13 protein-coding genes and 1 tRNA gene are annotated in these 16689 nt (G+C 41.7%); 4 read left to right on the top strand and 10 right to left on the bottom strand.

What is annotated here, in order from left to right; genetic code table 11:
* Window positions 1–98 precede the first annotated feature (98 nt).
* Genes OCU77_RS10935 through OCU77_RS10970 form a run of 8 tightly spaced genes read right to left on the bottom strand, consistent with a single transcriptional unit; the run spans window position 99 to window position 9287 of the window.
* Window positions 99–2399, bottom strand: coding sequence for a hypothetical protein (locus OCU77_RS10935; RefSeq protein WP_048899572.1), 2301 nt, complete (start codon window positions 2397–2399; stop codon window positions 99–101).
* Window positions 2400–2407: 8 nt separating this feature from the next.
* Window positions 2408–3823 (bottom strand): glycerophosphodiester phosphodiesterase family protein, encoded by a 1416-nt coding sequence (locus OCU77_RS10940; protein ID WP_048899571.1) that lies wholly within the window; start codon window positions 3821–3823, stop codon window positions 2408–2410.
* Between the two features lie 5 nt (window positions 3824–3828).
* Window positions 3829–4275: a hypothetical protein gene (locus OCU77_RS10945; protein ID WP_048899570.1), complete on the bottom strand. Its 447-nt coding sequence runs from the start codon at window positions 4273–4275 to the stop codon at window positions 3829–3831.
* Window positions 4276–4284: 9 nt separating this feature from the next.
* A complete protein-coding gene (locus OCU77_RS10950) occupies window positions 4285–5304 on the bottom strand; it encodes a hypothetical protein (protein WP_048899569.1) in 1020 nt (339 codons plus the stop codon).
* Window positions 5301–5570 (bottom strand): hypothetical protein, encoded by a 270-nt coding sequence (locus OCU77_RS10955; RefSeq protein ID WP_048899568.1) that lies wholly within the window; start codon window positions 5568–5570, stop codon window positions 5301–5303. Before OCU77_RS10955 ends, OCU77_RS10950 begins: the two co-directional genes overlap by 4 nt.
* Window positions 5560–5829 (bottom strand): hypothetical protein, encoded by a 270-nt coding sequence (locus OCU77_RS10960; RefSeq protein WP_048899567.1) that lies wholly within the window; start codon window positions 5827–5829, stop codon window positions 5560–5562. Before OCU77_RS10960 ends, OCU77_RS10955 begins: the two co-directional genes overlap by 11 nt.
* 2 nt (window positions 5830–5831) lie before the next feature.
* Entirely contained in the window at window positions 5832–8735 is a 2904-nt protein-coding gene (locus OCU77_RS10965) for an FtsK/SpoIIIE domain-containing protein (RefSeq protein WP_107302515.1), read from the bottom strand.
* Window positions 8736–8738: 3 nt separating this feature from the next.
* Window positions 8739–9287, bottom strand: a complete 549-nt coding sequence (locus OCU77_RS10970) for a hypothetical protein (protein WP_144414917.1) — start codon at window positions 9285–9287, stop codon at window positions 8739–8741.
* Between the two features lie 665 nt (window positions 9288–9952).
* Between OCU77_RS10970 and OCU77_RS10975 the strand changes: the two genes are divergently transcribed.
* The 4 genes from OCU77_RS10975 (at window position 9953) to OCU77_RS10990 (ending at window position 14514) form a co-directional block, all read left to right on the top strand.
* Complete coding sequence (locus OCU77_RS10975; protein WP_048899563.1) at window positions 9953–10252, top strand: hypothetical protein; 300 nt, start codon at window positions 9953–9955, stop codon at window positions 10250–10252.
* A gap of 35 nt (window positions 10253–10287) precedes the next feature.
* Entirely contained in the window at window positions 10288–10626 is a 339-nt protein-coding gene (locus OCU77_RS10980; protein ID WP_048899562.1) for a hypothetical protein, read from the top strand.
* Window positions 10627–10975: 349 nt separating this feature from the next.
* On the top strand, window positions 10976–11569 hold the full coding sequence (locus OCU77_RS10985; RefSeq protein ID WP_048899561.1) for an ECF-type sigma factor: 594 nt from the start codon (window positions 10976–10978) through the stop codon (window positions 11567–11569).
* Window positions 11569–14514, top strand: coding sequence for a serine/threonine protein kinase (locus OCU77_RS10990; RefSeq protein WP_048899560.1), 2946 nt, complete (start codon window positions 11569–11571; stop codon window positions 14512–14514). The genes OCU77_RS10985 and OCU77_RS10990 overlap by 1 nt, the downstream gene beginning before the upstream one ends.
* Before the next feature lie 348 nt (window positions 14515–14862).
* Here the strand turns inward: OCU77_RS10990 and OCU77_RS10995 are convergent.
* A tRNA-Ser gene (locus OCU77_RS10995) sits at window positions 14863–14953 on the bottom strand.
* 283 nt (window positions 14954–15236) lie between these two features.
* Complete coding sequence (locus OCU77_RS11000; protein WP_048899559.1) at window positions 15237–16493, bottom strand: adenylosuccinate synthase; 1257 nt, start codon at window positions 16491–16493, stop codon at window positions 15237–15239.
* Window positions 16494–16689: the final 196 nt, after the last annotated feature.

A 16689-nucleotide genomic window follows, 5' to 3' on the forward strand; every position in this document is an offset into this window, starting at 1 on the left:
CTATTTTATAATCGTTAAAATGACAATTCAGTTATTAAACCAAGCAAAATACTATTTTTCTTGGTTGAACACTCTGACATTAAAATAAAATCAAAAGGTTACTTCTTATTTAAAAAGAACACATGCTCATTATTATTACGATTATGAGTCACCCATTTTTTAACCGGCCGATACCCAGAAGCACTCACCTCAACATAATAACTATCAGGTTGTAATAACATACCATCTTGATATTTCGGCTTAATATTAAGGATCCGAATTCTATTCTCTGGTACATTTGAATGTACAAACATCGCTACCTTACCATTTACAACCTTAGGTTCAGCTTGTTTATATTGATCGACACTTAATAATGGGTAAATTTTTTCATCCCAATCATTCATTGGTTTCAGTGCGTATTTTTCAAACAGAGAAAAAACATGGAAGTTTTTATCAAAAGCCATACCGATTGGCTGAATACTCGGCTGAGAATGAAGCACCCATGTAATAGCGGATGACGTCAATGGCGACACACTGTTATCAATAGATTTCAGGAAATATGCGGTTGTTGAACCTTCATCTGTAAACTTAGAATTACCCATCAATAATGGGATTGAGAAAATAGCAATAATAACAGCTAGCGCAGCAACATGGTTCATTCGCTTGCTTTTCGACGTACTAACCTCGTTTTCGCCATAACTTAATAATGCCCAAAACTTAAACGGTAACTTAAAGAAAGTTATAAGCACTAAAAACAACGACAAGCTCATTGATATAGGGGGAACAATGATAGAACGAAGTGCACTCTTCCCTTCATTTTCATACAAGCCACCATCTTCGAACCTAACAACGGAAGAGTTAATATAAGCAAGCCATTTGTCACGTTCGCGCTGTACATTCACTAAGGTGACGTTCTTATAGAACTGCTTATTGTTCCACGTCGTCAATACAGGGTTAACATAATATTCTTCACCCATGATCTGTTTTATCTGATTTTGAATGCTTGAGTGCTTTTGGAACTGATTAAAGTTAAGGCCTGGAGGAATAGTCAGACCCCGCTTCGCCATTTCTTTATTCCACTTTCTTTTGGCTTTATCTCTGGTGGTAGTTCTTACTGCATTTTTGAATGCTGACACATCATTAATGGTCCAATTAGTGGCTAGCTGAACCCCTTTATTTTTACTTTTTCTCACAATCTTACGCGCAGTAACCTTGTGATGCCTAAACTGTGAAAAGGTAGCAATCCCCATGGAATAACCTGTTTCAGATTTAAATTCCCCTTTCATTAAGTTCAATATGTTAGGCACATAATCGCTAGGTATACTGGAATAAACAAGATGCTGGTCCTGCTCTCCCCCATCACCGGTTGCCAACTCAAGGCCAGCAAGTACAGCTGACAGGCCTAAAGTTAAAATAGTCTCACTGACTGTTGTTGTGCCTTTAACTCGTCCCTTTTCAGTTACCAGCCAATAATTCATTTCTTTGTAAGGAAGACCATATTTCGCTAAACCTTGGCGATAATGACTTTCAACCGTTTTAATACATTTGTTCTGATGCTTAATATTGCTATAACGGCTTATGCAGTTATTCTTTTCATCAAAAGCTTGAGATATTTTAGGTGCCAACTCTTGAGCTTTGCCTTCCGCTCGCATCAAATAGGATTTTTCCGCCGATTGATAACGCTTCCAACCTTTCAGAACATCGCTTTCGACATTACTCCAAGCTTTATTGGCTTCATTATGGCGAGAAGCAACAGCATCGTTATATTGTTTATTGGCTCGTTTATAATCGTCCCATGCAACATGTACATCTTTTCGCATATCTCGATACACGGCATAATCTTCATCAAACCGCGCCCCTGCACGATTTAGAAGATACTTTTCTAGAATCGCATTTTTTTGCTTATCCACATCGTTTATAAAACTGTCATTGCTGTAAATAAGCCCCCCCATTAATGCAAGAAAGGTCATTTCATGCGCCGAGGTTGCATGCTCAGGTTCAAACGGGATACCTTCTATCCGTAATGCATTTTGCGCCAGACTTGAACGAAGTACATTGGACATAAAGGCATTTTGTCTTTGTTCTGCGCTAGAGGAATCAATAATAAAATAATCCACCAGCCATTTTTGACCAAAGAAAGTCGCAGGCCAAACGATAAGCGTAATCACCACCATCGCTGGAATTGCCGTTCTTTTTTTCGCCGCCACGCGCCCAAAGACAAGCAAATCAATCATTAATAAAGTAACACCGATACCCGATATAGCACGGCCAAAGAGCTCTGTAATATGTAATGTTTCGTCCGAAAGACCCGATGAACCCGCTACCTCTACAAGTTTTGCATTGAAAATAACTTCAGGTATCAAGTAAATCAGTGACATTGCGAATAAGAATAGCGCAAGCCATTTAGGTTTTGATTGCATAGCGTTTTTTACTCAGGAATAACAATATGGATAGGGTCGAACACAACATTTAAATCAGTGTCGGCAGGTATTTCAGGTACGGTAATAATAACGGCTTTCTTCGTTACCTTCTCAGCCACTTTTTTATTTACTTTTAATGGCTTAACTTCACCATCAATGGCTAAGTAGTAGCCATTTTTTAGATAATCACCTTGCAATTCAATTGCCGAAAAATCACCATTTTTAGGCAATTGGCTGATTTTTTTTCCTTGGTCGGTCCTTGGTAAATAACCGCCATTCTCAGCAATCAAACGAGGAAAGAGAGAAGCACACACTTTATATTTAGATGTCGTTACGTCAGCGACATCTGGTAGGGGTTTATTTTTGCTCGCTAAAGATTGCAGTGTGTTGATATGGTAATCATCACCATTAATTGAGTAAGTCGACACTGAAAGGTTATTTTCTTTTGCACGCTGATAAATGGTTGAGTGTTTAGCATAGCTACGAATATCAACATGCAAGCCCGCGTTGTCACCCAACTTTCTCGCGACTTCTGTCGCACTAAGCTTAGGGTGATTTTGCTTCGCCAATGCGAGATCTATCGCCCGATTGGATGAACCTCGGTTACGCTGATACATCTTATCATTGGATATTGCCTGCCTGATTGAGCGTTTGTAGCGTTGAGATGAGAGACTATCGGGCCCCCACACATAGCCCAAATAAACCCCATTATCTAATCCTCTTAGATGCTGCAGTTGATATAGTTTTCCTGAAGTAAAGAAGTACGATCCTGATGCTAACGCGCGCTTCACTATACGGTTAAGTTCGCTCAACTGGTCAAGCGTCGCATCACCTTGAATGTTAATGGCTAAGCGCTGATGCGCTAGATACGGATCCCACGTATTAACAATCTCTTTAATTGATGGAATACGATCATCCGTTAGTTGCCCATCGCGATCTCGCAGCCGCAGTTTTGACAAATCGTTAGTCGACAAGTCATAGAACTTCTTTCGGTGCCCTTGTTTATTTGCCGCTGCTCGGCCTGTTTCATCATCGTGATAAGCAAACCAATTCCCTGCTTTCGTTACCCTCGCACTAATGTTGACAACATCAAACCCATTACGGCTTGCATACTCCAGTGCATCCAGCGAGTTTTCACTAAACCTCGCATCACCTCGTTCGACACCTACCTTAAGCGGACATGTTTGATTAAAAAAACCAAGATCGCCACCTAAGGTTAAATACAGATTTCGATCCGTTAAGGCATATTGAGAATCGACTAAAGCACCTGTATCGAGGTTTTCACTGCCATATTTTGCTCCTTCTGCATTATCAGGGTAATGACTGAGCAGTTGAAAACGTTCACCTTCTGGCTTGAGTTGCGAACTACAACCTTGTAGTAATACAAGTACCAATAATGGTAAGAATGAATAACGTGCAAACATAATTATTAGATAGGTTCTATGTGAGTGTGAGTGGCGCTCAATGTTTCTTGAAACAAATGGCGGTTATCAAGGTAGTCTTTTTCAAATTGCAGCCCACTCTTTTGAGACTGCATGCCCAAAGTCTTTTTCAGAATAATCGACGCCTGTGTGTCAACACATTGCTCTTCATCTGCATAACAGATCAGTAAAAGATCGTGGAGCTGTTGAAATAATTGCTGACACACATCCGCATTGTCTATTTGGTCTGAAAAAGACTGAATGGCCCCATTTTGGTACGCTTCTATTGGGGCTAAATACCGACGCTCCGCGTTGACTGCTGCTCTATCGGCCCAAATAGCTCTAATTGTTCGTACATCCTCTTTGAAGACTGACACTTGATAACGCACACCCTCAAGCTCTGACAGTAATGTGTCGCAAGATGTTTTATGATAGTGATGATCAAAACTAGGCATATATGCTCCTTATTCGGTCCGTAGGGGCTGATCAAAAGCAGCTAACAAATCAGATTTAGATTTTAGCGAACGTTTAAGCTGATAATTGACCGTCTCTAGTTCTTCTAGTGATGTGTTGGCGTTACGTAGCTCAATGAAGTTGCTGTCATTTCGCTGATTGAGTGAAGCCAGTTTTTGACTGAGAGCTGAACATTGCGAATGCATTTTTTTATACCTTGCTTCAATCGCCTCAATGCCTTCGACTACCCCATCCAAGTTACGGCCCTCATCTAAAAAGAATCGGTAAGAACGGTTTGTTCGCTCTTGTTGCTGATAAGCGACTTCTCTTGCATGCTCTGCACTTGCTAACGCCGCCTTGCTGCCTTCGACTTGATAAACCGCTTGTTTCAACTCAGCTTGAGCTTGATCTAATGCCGCTAACGCCTTATTTTCGATTGCCACAAACTCATTCATGGTGGATTTCGCTGAAGACTCAGCCCTTTGCGCTGCATTTGTACATGGTCCTCTGCGTTCTACACGCTTAGTGCCATCTGGTAGCGTGACCTCGACATGAGAAACTTGCTCTTGCAAACTCCTAAGACTTGACAGTGCACTAGCATGTTCGGCTCTGGCTTTATCTGCTGAAACACGTGCTTCTTGGTATTGCACTCTCACAACATTAACGGCAGCACGTGCACTCGATTCCCATTGCTTAGCCTTACTCAGTTGGTCAGCCCAAAATGAAACTAATTTAGCGCCGACACGCGTGTTTTCTGCCGACTCTTCTTTCAACGCTGCTAATCTTGTTCTGTTCTCACTGTTTGTTTGACGCTGCTCTTTTACACCGTCTTTTAATTCAGAAAGGACAGCGACCCAAGATTCAACGCGCATTTCATTCGCAGCAAGATCTGACGCTGCCCTTTCTGCATGCTCCACCGTTAAATGATGGAGATCATCGGCTCCCTGCAAAAACTCGTTCAAGAAATACTGGCTTTGCTCTAATTGGTGCTTGAGTTCACCAAACTGATAAATCAGTAATGCAGGGCTCATTCTTCCCCCTTAGACGCTTTGTCTGAATGCACGGCCAATAAAGCGATCCTGTCTACATACTCCTGAATTTGCACACCAGACACGGATATCTGCTGAAAATATGCTTCAGTGTCTTCAGCTCCAACGCCGTGATAAGTATCTTTAAGCGCTAACCACTGCCCTTGCAGTTCATCAGCCGCTTCATACAAACTCATCCCTAGCATTTGGGTTGATCGTAAAATAGTTTGTCGTGCGTGATGACGTTTTTGAATCTCGTTATTCTTCATTGAGATACCTTCTTAATATCGAGAGACGGTGAGAAACCACATCCGCTATATCTGGCACAAGACGTGATAGAAGGAGAAGTTCTCCCTCTAACTCACGTAACGCAGGTTCTAAATAACGTCGATCGTCTTCGTCTAATAAAGGAAGGTTCTCCTCAATTAACGCCAGCCAATCTGACTGGCGTTTTTGAACAACTTCCTGAAACTCAACCAAGCCATCAACGAATCGATGCATCTTTTCTTCAGTTTCATTCAGAGACATGATTACTCCCAATCAGACATACGGTTGAACAAGTGATCCATCTTGGCTTTATGATCATCTATGTCGTTAAAGAAGTAGGGTTTGAAATGGTTTGGTCGATTTTGGGTATGGTCAACATAGAGCGCATTGACCGGATTTTTCCCATCGATTTGAAGCTGAGAAGCCGACCTCACTTTAAGCAAAGAGAAACTGTCATCTTCTGACATTTGCAGTGCAACTTTATGACGAACATTGTCGATATCATGACGATTCAAGACTTTTTGTAATGCACGTACACTGTCGCTCGCAATCACAAGGTGAACACCAAATTCAGCCCCTGACTCCAAAATCTGGATCAACTTTTTAGCCGTATCCGAAGGTTCGTTTACACCAAATTTACCCGCGGTCATCTGTAATTCAGTCGCACGCTGAAAGTCATTACAAAAGATAAAAATTGACGGGAGTTCACCAACTTCATCTTCATATAACCCGCGTCTTTGCTCTAATTGGCCATGAATTTCTGCAATCTTCTCTTCAAATTCCCGCGCTTTTTCTACTACGGCAATATTGGCTTGTGAAGGCACACTTGATGACATTGCGCCATGCCAAGGTGATCCTTTAATGCTACGTTCATAGACCACGGCTTGGTATTGTGCAGGTGCAAAATTCATTGATAGCTGTGCTAAAACAACACTCATCATTCCCAAGCGAGCTTCATTGCTCTCGCCGGTTATCAAAATATGCTCATGTGGGCGACGGCGAAGAATGACATTTGCATGACCATGAATATTCAGCTCTTGGCCTAACCAAAAAACAGCGGGAGACTCGACGGAATACCACTCTTTCTCGCCTAACCCGCCAAGGTGTGGCGATGTATTGGCAAATTGTGTCCAAGCTTGTTCACTTGGGCGAGCGCCATGGTTGAGTAACTGCGCCAATTGCGGGTTATCGTGTAATTCTGGTTGGCCTGAACCATCCAATAAAATGGCTTTATGAAGGCAATCGACCGCTTTATGTTGTTGCCATTTCTGCGCTAGTTGCTGGATCAATGCGCTGCGGGAGTCGTTATCTAAGAAGGCAACTCGACCCGCGACATTACGCTCATCGTCACCAGCACCATCGTTAACAACAGCCTGACCAGGCTCCTTACACGCGCGAAGTAAACGCTTACCGTTATGCCCAAACTCTTGTAACGAAGTGACATCAGCCGATGTCATTTTCATCCCTACTCGTAAATGAATGTTACCGAAGATGTGCTGCTGCTTTTGCATTCCCGGCGCACCAAAACGTTGAGAGCCTACAAACATGTGAATACCAGCACTTCGGGCTTGTGCCGCCAGCTTATATATAAGCTCAGAGCCCACACCATCGCGGTCATCTTCAAATAACACTTGGTATTCATCGACAATCAGCATGATGCGCGGCAGTTTACCCTCTGGTGATCCTGCCTCTCGGTAACCACCGAAATTCGTTACACCTAAGCGTTGGAAGATCTCATTACGTCTTTCCATCTCTTGGGTCAGTTCATCAACAACGCTCCGCGCAAGTTGTGGGGATGTTTTCAGCGATACCACTTTGGCATGCGGTAGGTCCGAGTATGACTGAAACTCAACCCCTTGCTTGCCATCAATAAGATAAAACTCAAGCTCTTCTGGTGAATACTGACAAGCCAGCCCCATAATAAATGCATGATAAAGATAAGATTTACCTGCACCTGTGGTTGCGCCAAGCATACCGTGAGAGCTGCTTCTGCCATCTTTACTTTCACCAAACCAAATTTCAAGGTCGTTCATCTTAGAGCCAGAACCACCAATGGCAGAACGTAGCTCATTCGATGCATCACCCTGCCACATATCTGCGTCTGCTGTACTCACAACATCCGTAAAGGCTAACTTACGCTCTTGAGGTTTAGCTTGAGATAAGCTGTCGAAAAAGTGAGTAATGACATCATCTGTTAATTGTTCGCTGTAGTTTGTTGCGCTTAACTGATCGTCACCTTGGCGCTGAGCAACAACGTTGTGACGAGACTTGAACATCTCCAACGAAGTGCCATTAGGATAATGTTGTTCTTTATCTAACTGCAGCAGAACATACTTACCGGTATCAGTCGCATTGTTTGCAATAGATGCTAACAACTCAATCGCACGGCGGTCGTAACCTGATGGGAAATTTGCTGCCACAATAAACTCAAAACGTTCATTACTGCGAATTGTTTCATCTACATCATGCAACCTTTGTGTAGCCTGATCCAAGAACGTCTGACGAATACGCAGCGCATCATCTTCAATCTCTTCAAGTACCTTACAAATGTCTTTCTCGATCATTCTTTTATAAGGAATATTTTTATTGTAGAGGAAGGATTTACCGCCATTAGCGGGGTCTAACAAACTAAACTGACTGGTGTATGGCATGTGCGCATTCAAACGAATGACAAGTTTATGTACTTCATTGATTGCATTGTCATTATGGTCAATAACAAAGCAATTCGCTGTCGACAAGAATGGCATCATGGTTGGCACATTCACCTTTCCACCATCTGGCAAGGTCAAAGACTGGTAACCAATAACGACATCATCTGGCATCAACTGCTCGCTGAAGGTATAACTCGGCCAATCAACTTTACTTAATTCTGCTTGCAAGGGGGCGGGCAATACTGCAAGCGCATGTCGCAAGGCAGCACACTTCGCTAACTCTTTATCGCTTAAATCAACCAGCAGATTTTCACAATACTGCGGAAGGTACGCGGCATGAGATACGGCGGCATTAGCAAGTTCATCGTAAGATGCTAACCATTGGTTTTTGGTATCACAGAGAGTGCGATTCGCTGATACGGCTTGTTCTTTCAGTACATCTAACGAGACATACGTTTCACCATTTTTCACTGCTTTTTCTTCAAGTGATTTTTCGATTTCTTTTTGTGTAAACATGATTTATCCCACTTGTTTAGAAATAAACGCAGCAACAGCCGCCATGAAAAGGGCAGTACAAAATAGTTTTTTCATTGTTGCATTTCGTTTTAGCTTCGCCGCTTGTGAAGCTTCTGCAGCAGCGATTTCTAGCTCTTTCTTTTCAGCTTCCATTTGCGCCTCCTTTTCGGCTAACGCACGATGACTTTCAGCATAAGCTTGATGCCCTTTAAGCAATTGCTTTGATAACACGCAGAAATCAGCATTAACACGCTGATGTATCGCATGAGTGTCTGGATGAGACGCGTGATACGTATCTGCCATGTCTTTACTCATTAAATTCGAACCAATACTCTTTGCAATTTGAGGCATTGCTTTATCAGCCAGAAATAACTCATGGGATGCTTTATTTTTACCAAGCATCTCATTAATACTTCCGACATAACTGGTTACGTTAGAAACCGCTTTTTCTGCTTGTTGTTTTTGTTGAGATACCGCTTGGACTTCCTTAATTAAATCATCAATGTGATTACTGACGACTTTGGGTGACATCGAACCTTTCACTTCCATCATTCCTTATTATCTTAACCTTTGATGTAATTATTGGTTGTTCACTCAACCAATAATTACATCAAAAATATTGAGTATTCATCACTCTCATCGCTAACAATATGGCTGTCGATATTTCAAGCAAGGTGCATTTATTTATAAACCGCTACAGTTGTTTTTTAGTGTTTATAGATTAATTCCCACAGGGAATAACAATTGAAATATAGCCAGATAAACACCGTGACATTACTGTATTCGGGCGTAAATATAATAATCGCACTATTGGTGGTGAAATCATTTAATATCGACATCAACAACAGACATCACGATGAGGCTTATAACAGCAATTATCTGCCTTTTTAAAACAATAAATATGTGAATATACACACTGACTATTCATAATAATGACTTAGATGAATCACAACCTATTGAGTGATAAACATCCAAATAATAAATAAATTTAAGCGATGAATTTCGATAGAGAAAACTCGAGTATTTAGAGTGAATATACTTATATATTCTGACATTTTGTCAAGGTGAACCAGCTCCAAGCGATCAATAATTAATCAATTTGGGTGATATAATAATTTACAAATAATTTTCGCTTATTGTTTAATTTTACGTACCTTTACGATCAAGACCAAAATACGGACTATAGCGCTCCTATCAACACAGGACAGGAATTAAAGATGAGTTACGATAATGTAATCAATACAGAACGCATAAAAAACCAGATGAAAAATAAGACGCTGGGTATTGTGATGAACTGTGTTTTACCAGGTACAGGCCATATGTACAGTGGCTCACCGATTAAAGGTGTTATTGTTATGGCCGTGTTTATTGCTTGTATGGTGACCTCTTTTCTTATCGCCCCCCTTTTTATCGCGTTCTTCCTTTGGCTATGGGGCATGTTCTCTGTAAACAAAGAGATCATTGCTTTTAATGACGCTCTACTGACATCAGAACTAAGCCAGGCGCCACAACAATAACTTTTACAACTTATTAATAGAGCATTGAAAACATTATGAAAAACATTCTAAAAGCGGCTAAATACTGTGCATTATCCCTTGTTGTTGTACTGGTTGGCTGTGGTTCTGATCACCCGTCAGAAAAAGAAGTAAAAGCCGCATTCGACATATCAATTAAAGACAACCTAGGTGATAGTGCCAGTATTAAATTCAATAATTTTGACTTATCAGATTGCAAAATCATTGACGAAAAAGAAGGCAGTGATGTTGAGTGTACCGTCAAAGCAGCAGCACAAGTAAAAGGTACCATTATGGGTGTAGAAACAAATGAATCTAATAAGATTAACGACAACTTCACTTTCCGAAATATCGATGGTACGTGGGAATTGGTTTAATATTTAATTAATTTGAAAACTAGGGTTAATTTAGCTCTAGTTTTCATTTTGATATAAATCACTCTCAGCTATCTTCCTCTCATCAAATAGCATTTTTATACTTTCACTCTATCTCAATAACCTTTTTTGATATTTAATTTACAGTTACCCATACAGTAAAAATAATTCTACCCTCCTTGATAAACAAACAACTAATAATATTATTTATAAGCAATCATACTGCTTAAAAATACATCAGCCCTGATGGTGTAATATGTTTTCACTTGCACCTTCCTATATTTATCTACAAACTGAGCATTCACAAATATCATATATTCCTATACAGAATAAAAATTAAAATAATTTTCGCATGAAAGAGAAGCAATACCTATTACAAGCACATAATGCAACTGAATTGCTCGCTGGCTGGCAATCTCGTGATAAAGAGAAAACCAACGACTTTTTCACTACTGCTTATCAAGATATTTATAGCATCATTCAAGGGTTACTCGACAAAAATAAACCCGTTGAAACTATTTTTATCCAAGCCAGTGCAACTGAGCTCACACATGAAGCTATTATTAAGCTAAACAAATGGCGAAAAGATGAAACGCCATTTACTCACCGCAAAGAATTTATTGATTATGTTCGACGCTCTGTATGGCATTTGCTCTTTAGTGAACATGAATCTCAACAGAACAAACAAGATATAAAAAAGAATTATGCTGATATAGAACAATTACGATCTACCGTGCATCTTCCAGATCTATCTTTAAGTCACGACTTGTACTTGGTCTTAAGTAAACTCAGAGATCGTTACCCCTCCCAAGCAGAGGCATTTGAATATAAGCACTTTTCCGCATCAACCAATAAAGAAATAGCCCAACTACAAAACGTAACTGAGCGAACAGTGAATAACCGTCTTTTATTTGCAACCAACTATCTTAGAAAAGCCTTGTCCTAGTGGAAGTCTCTGACCTATACGCCGGCCTGCTCGAACTGCCACTAGAGCAGCGGAAAATCCAAATTGATAGCATCAGAGAGCAAGATGCTGAGCTAGCTGATGACCTCGAATCGATGCTGACGCTGTCTAGCGAAAGCCTAACAGTCACAGGTAATAACCTGTTTTCATCTCAGACAAACAAGGCAACACCGCGGACAGACTTCATCGGTAAAGAAGTCATGGGGTTTAAAATAATCAAAATACTTTCCGAAGGAGGTGCAACAGGGCAAGTTTACCTTGCAGTTCAGACAATCATTTCGCCTGAAACGTCAAAGCAAAACCGCCACTATGCTGCAGTAAAAATATTGCGCGGTAGTCTTCTCTCTTTGCGTGAACGCCAACATTTATTTTATCGCGAAGCCAGCAACCTGACTGCGCTTAACAACCCTTACATTTGTAAGCTTTTTGGCTCTGGTGAGATTGATGGAGCACTTTGTATCGTCACAGAATATGTGGATGGCAACCAGTTAGATACATTCCTTAGATCATTGCCCCCATCAAAAGCAAAGCGGTTACACTTGCTGCAGCAGCTCTTAGACGGGATGGCTTATGCTCATCGCCACGGGCTTTACCATGGGGATTTAAAGCCTCAGAACTTACTTGTGGATGAGCAGGAAAACATCAAAATCATTGATTTAGGGTTTTCTAAGCGAATTGACGATATCCCTCCTCTCAGCGATGCGATTGAAAAAGACTACATCCAAGCTTTTTCGCATCATTGGAGTCCGCCAGAACAAAAACAAGGCATTTGGTACCGCTCTCGATCTGACATTTATTCACTTGGCATCTTATTTTTTTACTTACTCTCTGAGGAAGAAACCTTCAACGCAGAGGTATGTCTGGATTCGACACTGTGTAAGCCTTACCTGATCGCTAACGGTTTCTGCCGTGAGAGCGCAGCAATTATCTCGAAAGCGGTTCAGCCAGATGCAGCAAAAAGATATCGTGATGCCGATGAGATGCGTGAGGATGTTGAGCGGTGGTTAAACGGATTTCCTGTTGATGCCTATTCGCAGAAGCTTACCTATAGGATACAAAAAAGTGTATTGCGCCGTCCCATGGTCTCAGGGATATTAGCCAGTGCCACTCTACTTTTAGCCATTGGTTCTATTGCTTTTATACACAAACACTTTGATCTCGTCGCAGAAAAACAAACCTCCGATGAGGTCATAGAACAATTATCCAATGTCCTACTATTTTCACAGCCCGCGCTTTTTCACTCTTTTGAAAGCCCAACGATAGTAAGCCTATATCAGCACGCATCGAATCAGTGGCTTGATTCTCACCACATGCTAACTGCTGGCGCACACTTCCAAACGGGCAAAGTACTCGTCATGGGGCTACAAGCTCTACAGGAATACAAAATAGCTGGCACCCTACTTTCGATCTTATCCAACCATCAAGTTCGTTATAGCAATGATGAGCAAGCTGATATTAAGGTTTTGCAGTTAAAAAATAGTCGGGGGATTATGCTCTCAACACCTGATTGCCTAAAGCAACAGTACATAGAAAGTGAGAGTGAAAATAAACGTGAGTTTTGCCCACAACAGACTCTTGCCACTGAACACTGGCATTACTTGGCGAAGTCATCACAGAGGACGTTCAATGACTGGAGACTGTTTGCAGAGTTGATTCAATATCAGCACAGTGAACCATTACAACATCAAGCTTTGCTTCAAGAAATCACTGGCGAGATTCTGGATTCAGCCACGCAGGATCATCAACTCTGGTCACAGCTCGCATTTGATGCAAAGCATGACCTATTCATGATTTTCTCTAATCAGTATGTCACCAGCACCGTCCACATTCCCGAGCACCAAAAGCATGCAGTCATTACTTTTTTAGAAGACTGGATTAAAAATACCTCTACGGCAAGCGATAAATACAGGGTTGCTGGCTTAGCCAAAAATATTGCTTATGCCTTTAACCTAGTAGAGAAAGCACAACTTTTTTCAGCGTTATACCAATCGCTTAGGGCAAAAGCGCTGCCTCTCAACACCAAAACTTTGTCCTTTGAACCACTGACAATGGTAGATCTTCGCGACCCAGAAAAGTCGAAGACTTCGCTCCGAACCGTTGAAACGAGCATTATCAGCAAATATGGCGAAATGGCTGCACTTGCCAGTAATGCCATTAACTCTTTAGCCAGTGCATACTTACTTTTAGGCGATACCCAGAAAGCAAACGAGATTCTACAATTAGATGAATCTACCCACTTTAAAATAAGTACAGAGATCCAGCCACTGTTCGCTACGTCACCATCAGAGATGATCGTCGCTATTTTTCACCGAGACTGGCCGAGTTTTCGCAACGCGTTTACTACATACAAAGCACTTTCAATCGCACAAAATGATCAACGATTACCAACACTAGATCCTTACTTTGAATTGTTTAGCTTGCTGCTCCAAGAGCATAAAATACAGCTATCGCCCGCAGTGCTTCAGCATACCCTTCCGGAGCATACTGATTGGCTGGAAAGGACGGTTTATCTCCATTACGCTACTCGAATAACTGGTCACCATACGCACAGTGACACCCTCTTCTCGCAGCTATTAAAGCATCAGAATACAGATAAAGCCGTTGCACGAATCATTAGTACCGCGCCTTTAATGGATGAAGCTATTACTGACTATGCACAGCAACTATTTCAAGCGGGGTATGTAGAGCGCAGCCAAATCCTTTTCATCAATTTACTGACCAGGAAACACAATCCGTATCATCAATCCGACTTCACCAACATGCAGGCGTTATATTTAGCTAATGGATACCTTCAAGATAATAATACCGCAGCCGCTGTACAGCTCTGGCAAGACTATAAGTTAGATTCCCAGCAGTTTTCTTATCGTTCAGATCTGTATAACTTGGCTATTTCTGTCCAAGAAACTCTCACGCTTGAAGCCAATTAAAAACAGCTTCTACCGTGCATCAGTTACCTATATTCTGCGCAAACGAAAAGCCCAACATTTCTGTTGGGCTTCATCTGAATACGTATTTTAAGACGAGGCACGGATCGCTTTGCTCAAACGCAAAAAAGGCGCTAATAAATTAGCGCCTTTCTTAAATGTGGCGGAGAGATAGGGATTTACTGCTCGCAAGCTCGCGCCCTTCGGGCTATTGCCTTTTCGCGCCTTCGGCACGGGCAATGTGCTTTCGCTTCGCTCAGGTGAACCCTACTCTAGGGTTCGGCACCCTATCTCTAATCACAAAATTGAGGCGAAAAAAAACCGCTGAATGCTCAGCGGTTTTCTTAAATTTGGCGGAGAGATAGGGATTTGAACCCTAGATACGCTACAAACGTATGCCGGTTTTCAAGACCGGTGCTTTCAACCACTCAGCCATCTCTCCATGCCGCGAATAATACGGTGGACAGCGAAAAGAGTAAAGCCTTAATACAATCAAGTGTTTGTATTTTAAACGATAAAAGCCAAACTTTACCTAACCATTACAATCCACCAGCATAATAGAAACCAGATTCAATCTCTGATAACAATTATTGTATTTCTATCAATAGACTGAGTGCCCCCTTTGGGTCTACCTTCAAAGTAAAAACCGAAAGTCAGAAAACAAAAAAGCAGCACCACTCAAAGTGATACTGCTTTTCTATTACCGTAAAATAGCAATCAGTGTATTAGCGCATGATCATTTGTTCACGACCAGGACCAACAGATACCATCTTCACAGGCACACCCATTAGCTCTTCAATACGTAAAACGTAAGCTTGCGCTGCTTTCGGTAATTCTTCGAATTGACGGCACGACGTGATGTCTTCATTCCAGCCTTCCATTTGCTCATAAACAGGTGCTAAAGAAGCCGTTTGCGGCCAAATTGGGTTTTCACTGTGGTCACCATCGTAACCTACACAAATTTTCAGATCTGTCAGACCACTCAAGCAGTCAACTTTAGTCAGTGCAATTTCAGTCGCTGCTTGAATTTCCACACCATTACGTGTTGCAACCGCATCAAAGTAACCCATATCACGTGGACGACCCGTTGTTGCACCAAATTCGTTAGCTGATTCACGGAATGCATCTTGCTCTTCCATTGCTGTTACTAGCGTACCTGTGCCAACAGATGAGCTGAATGCTTTCGCAACTGCAATCACACACTCAGGACGAAGCGCAGGCAAACCACTGCCAATACCTGCGTACGTTGAGATAACATTTGATGATGTTGTCCATGGGTATTCACCGTAAACTAAATCGCGACCCGCACCCAGTTGTGCTTCAAACAACAGGTTTTCACCCTTAGCTTGTAGCGCTTTAAGCGGCTGAGTTACATTACAAATCGCATCACGCCAAGGTGCAGACACGTCTAGCAACCACTGCGTCATTTCTTCTGCTGTTTGCTCGAATTCAAAAGATGGGTAAAGCGCTTTTAACTGAGGTAGTTTCCAATCCATCATAAATTGAATACGCTCAAGTAGCACGTCTGGTTGTTGTAACCAACCCACTAAAATGCCCTTCTTCATAACACGATCACCATAAGCTGGTGCAATACCTTGACGTGTAGAGCCATAAGCACCATCGCCTAAGCGTTCTTCTTCTAGTGTGTCTTCAAGTGCATGTAGAGGTAAACACAGTGTCGCACGATCTGAAATGCATAGGTTTACCTTCACACCAGCAGCGGACACTTCTTCGATTTCTTTTGTTAGGTGTTCAGGGCTAATTACCATGCCTGGGCCCAAAACAGCTAAACAATCAGGATTAAATACGCCGCTTGGAAGTTGGTGTAATTTAAATGTACCCAAGTCATTCACAACGGTGTGACCAGCGTTATTACCCCCTTGGAAACGGATGCTTGCCGAAGCTTTCTCTGCCAAGAAATCAACGATACGGCCTTTACCTTCATCACCCCAGTTAGCACCAACAACAACGATAGACGACATAATTAACTCTCCTTAAAAGCGAAGTGGTTATGCTATTCCTCACTTGATAATAAGAGAAATTAATAATAGTTATAACCTTGATAAGGATTCCATATGACTAATCGTTCGCCTTGCCGTAGAATGTTTTCGAGTCATGCAGCAAGACTGTCGATAACTGGGCGGAGACTAGCGCCTAAAATTAAGATAACAATGGTAA

Origin of the sequence: Photobacterium swingsii (genome assembly GCF_024346715.1) — a bacterium.
Classification (GTDB): domain Bacteria; phylum Pseudomonadota; class Gammaproteobacteria; order Enterobacterales; family Vibrionaceae; genus Photobacterium; species Photobacterium swingsii.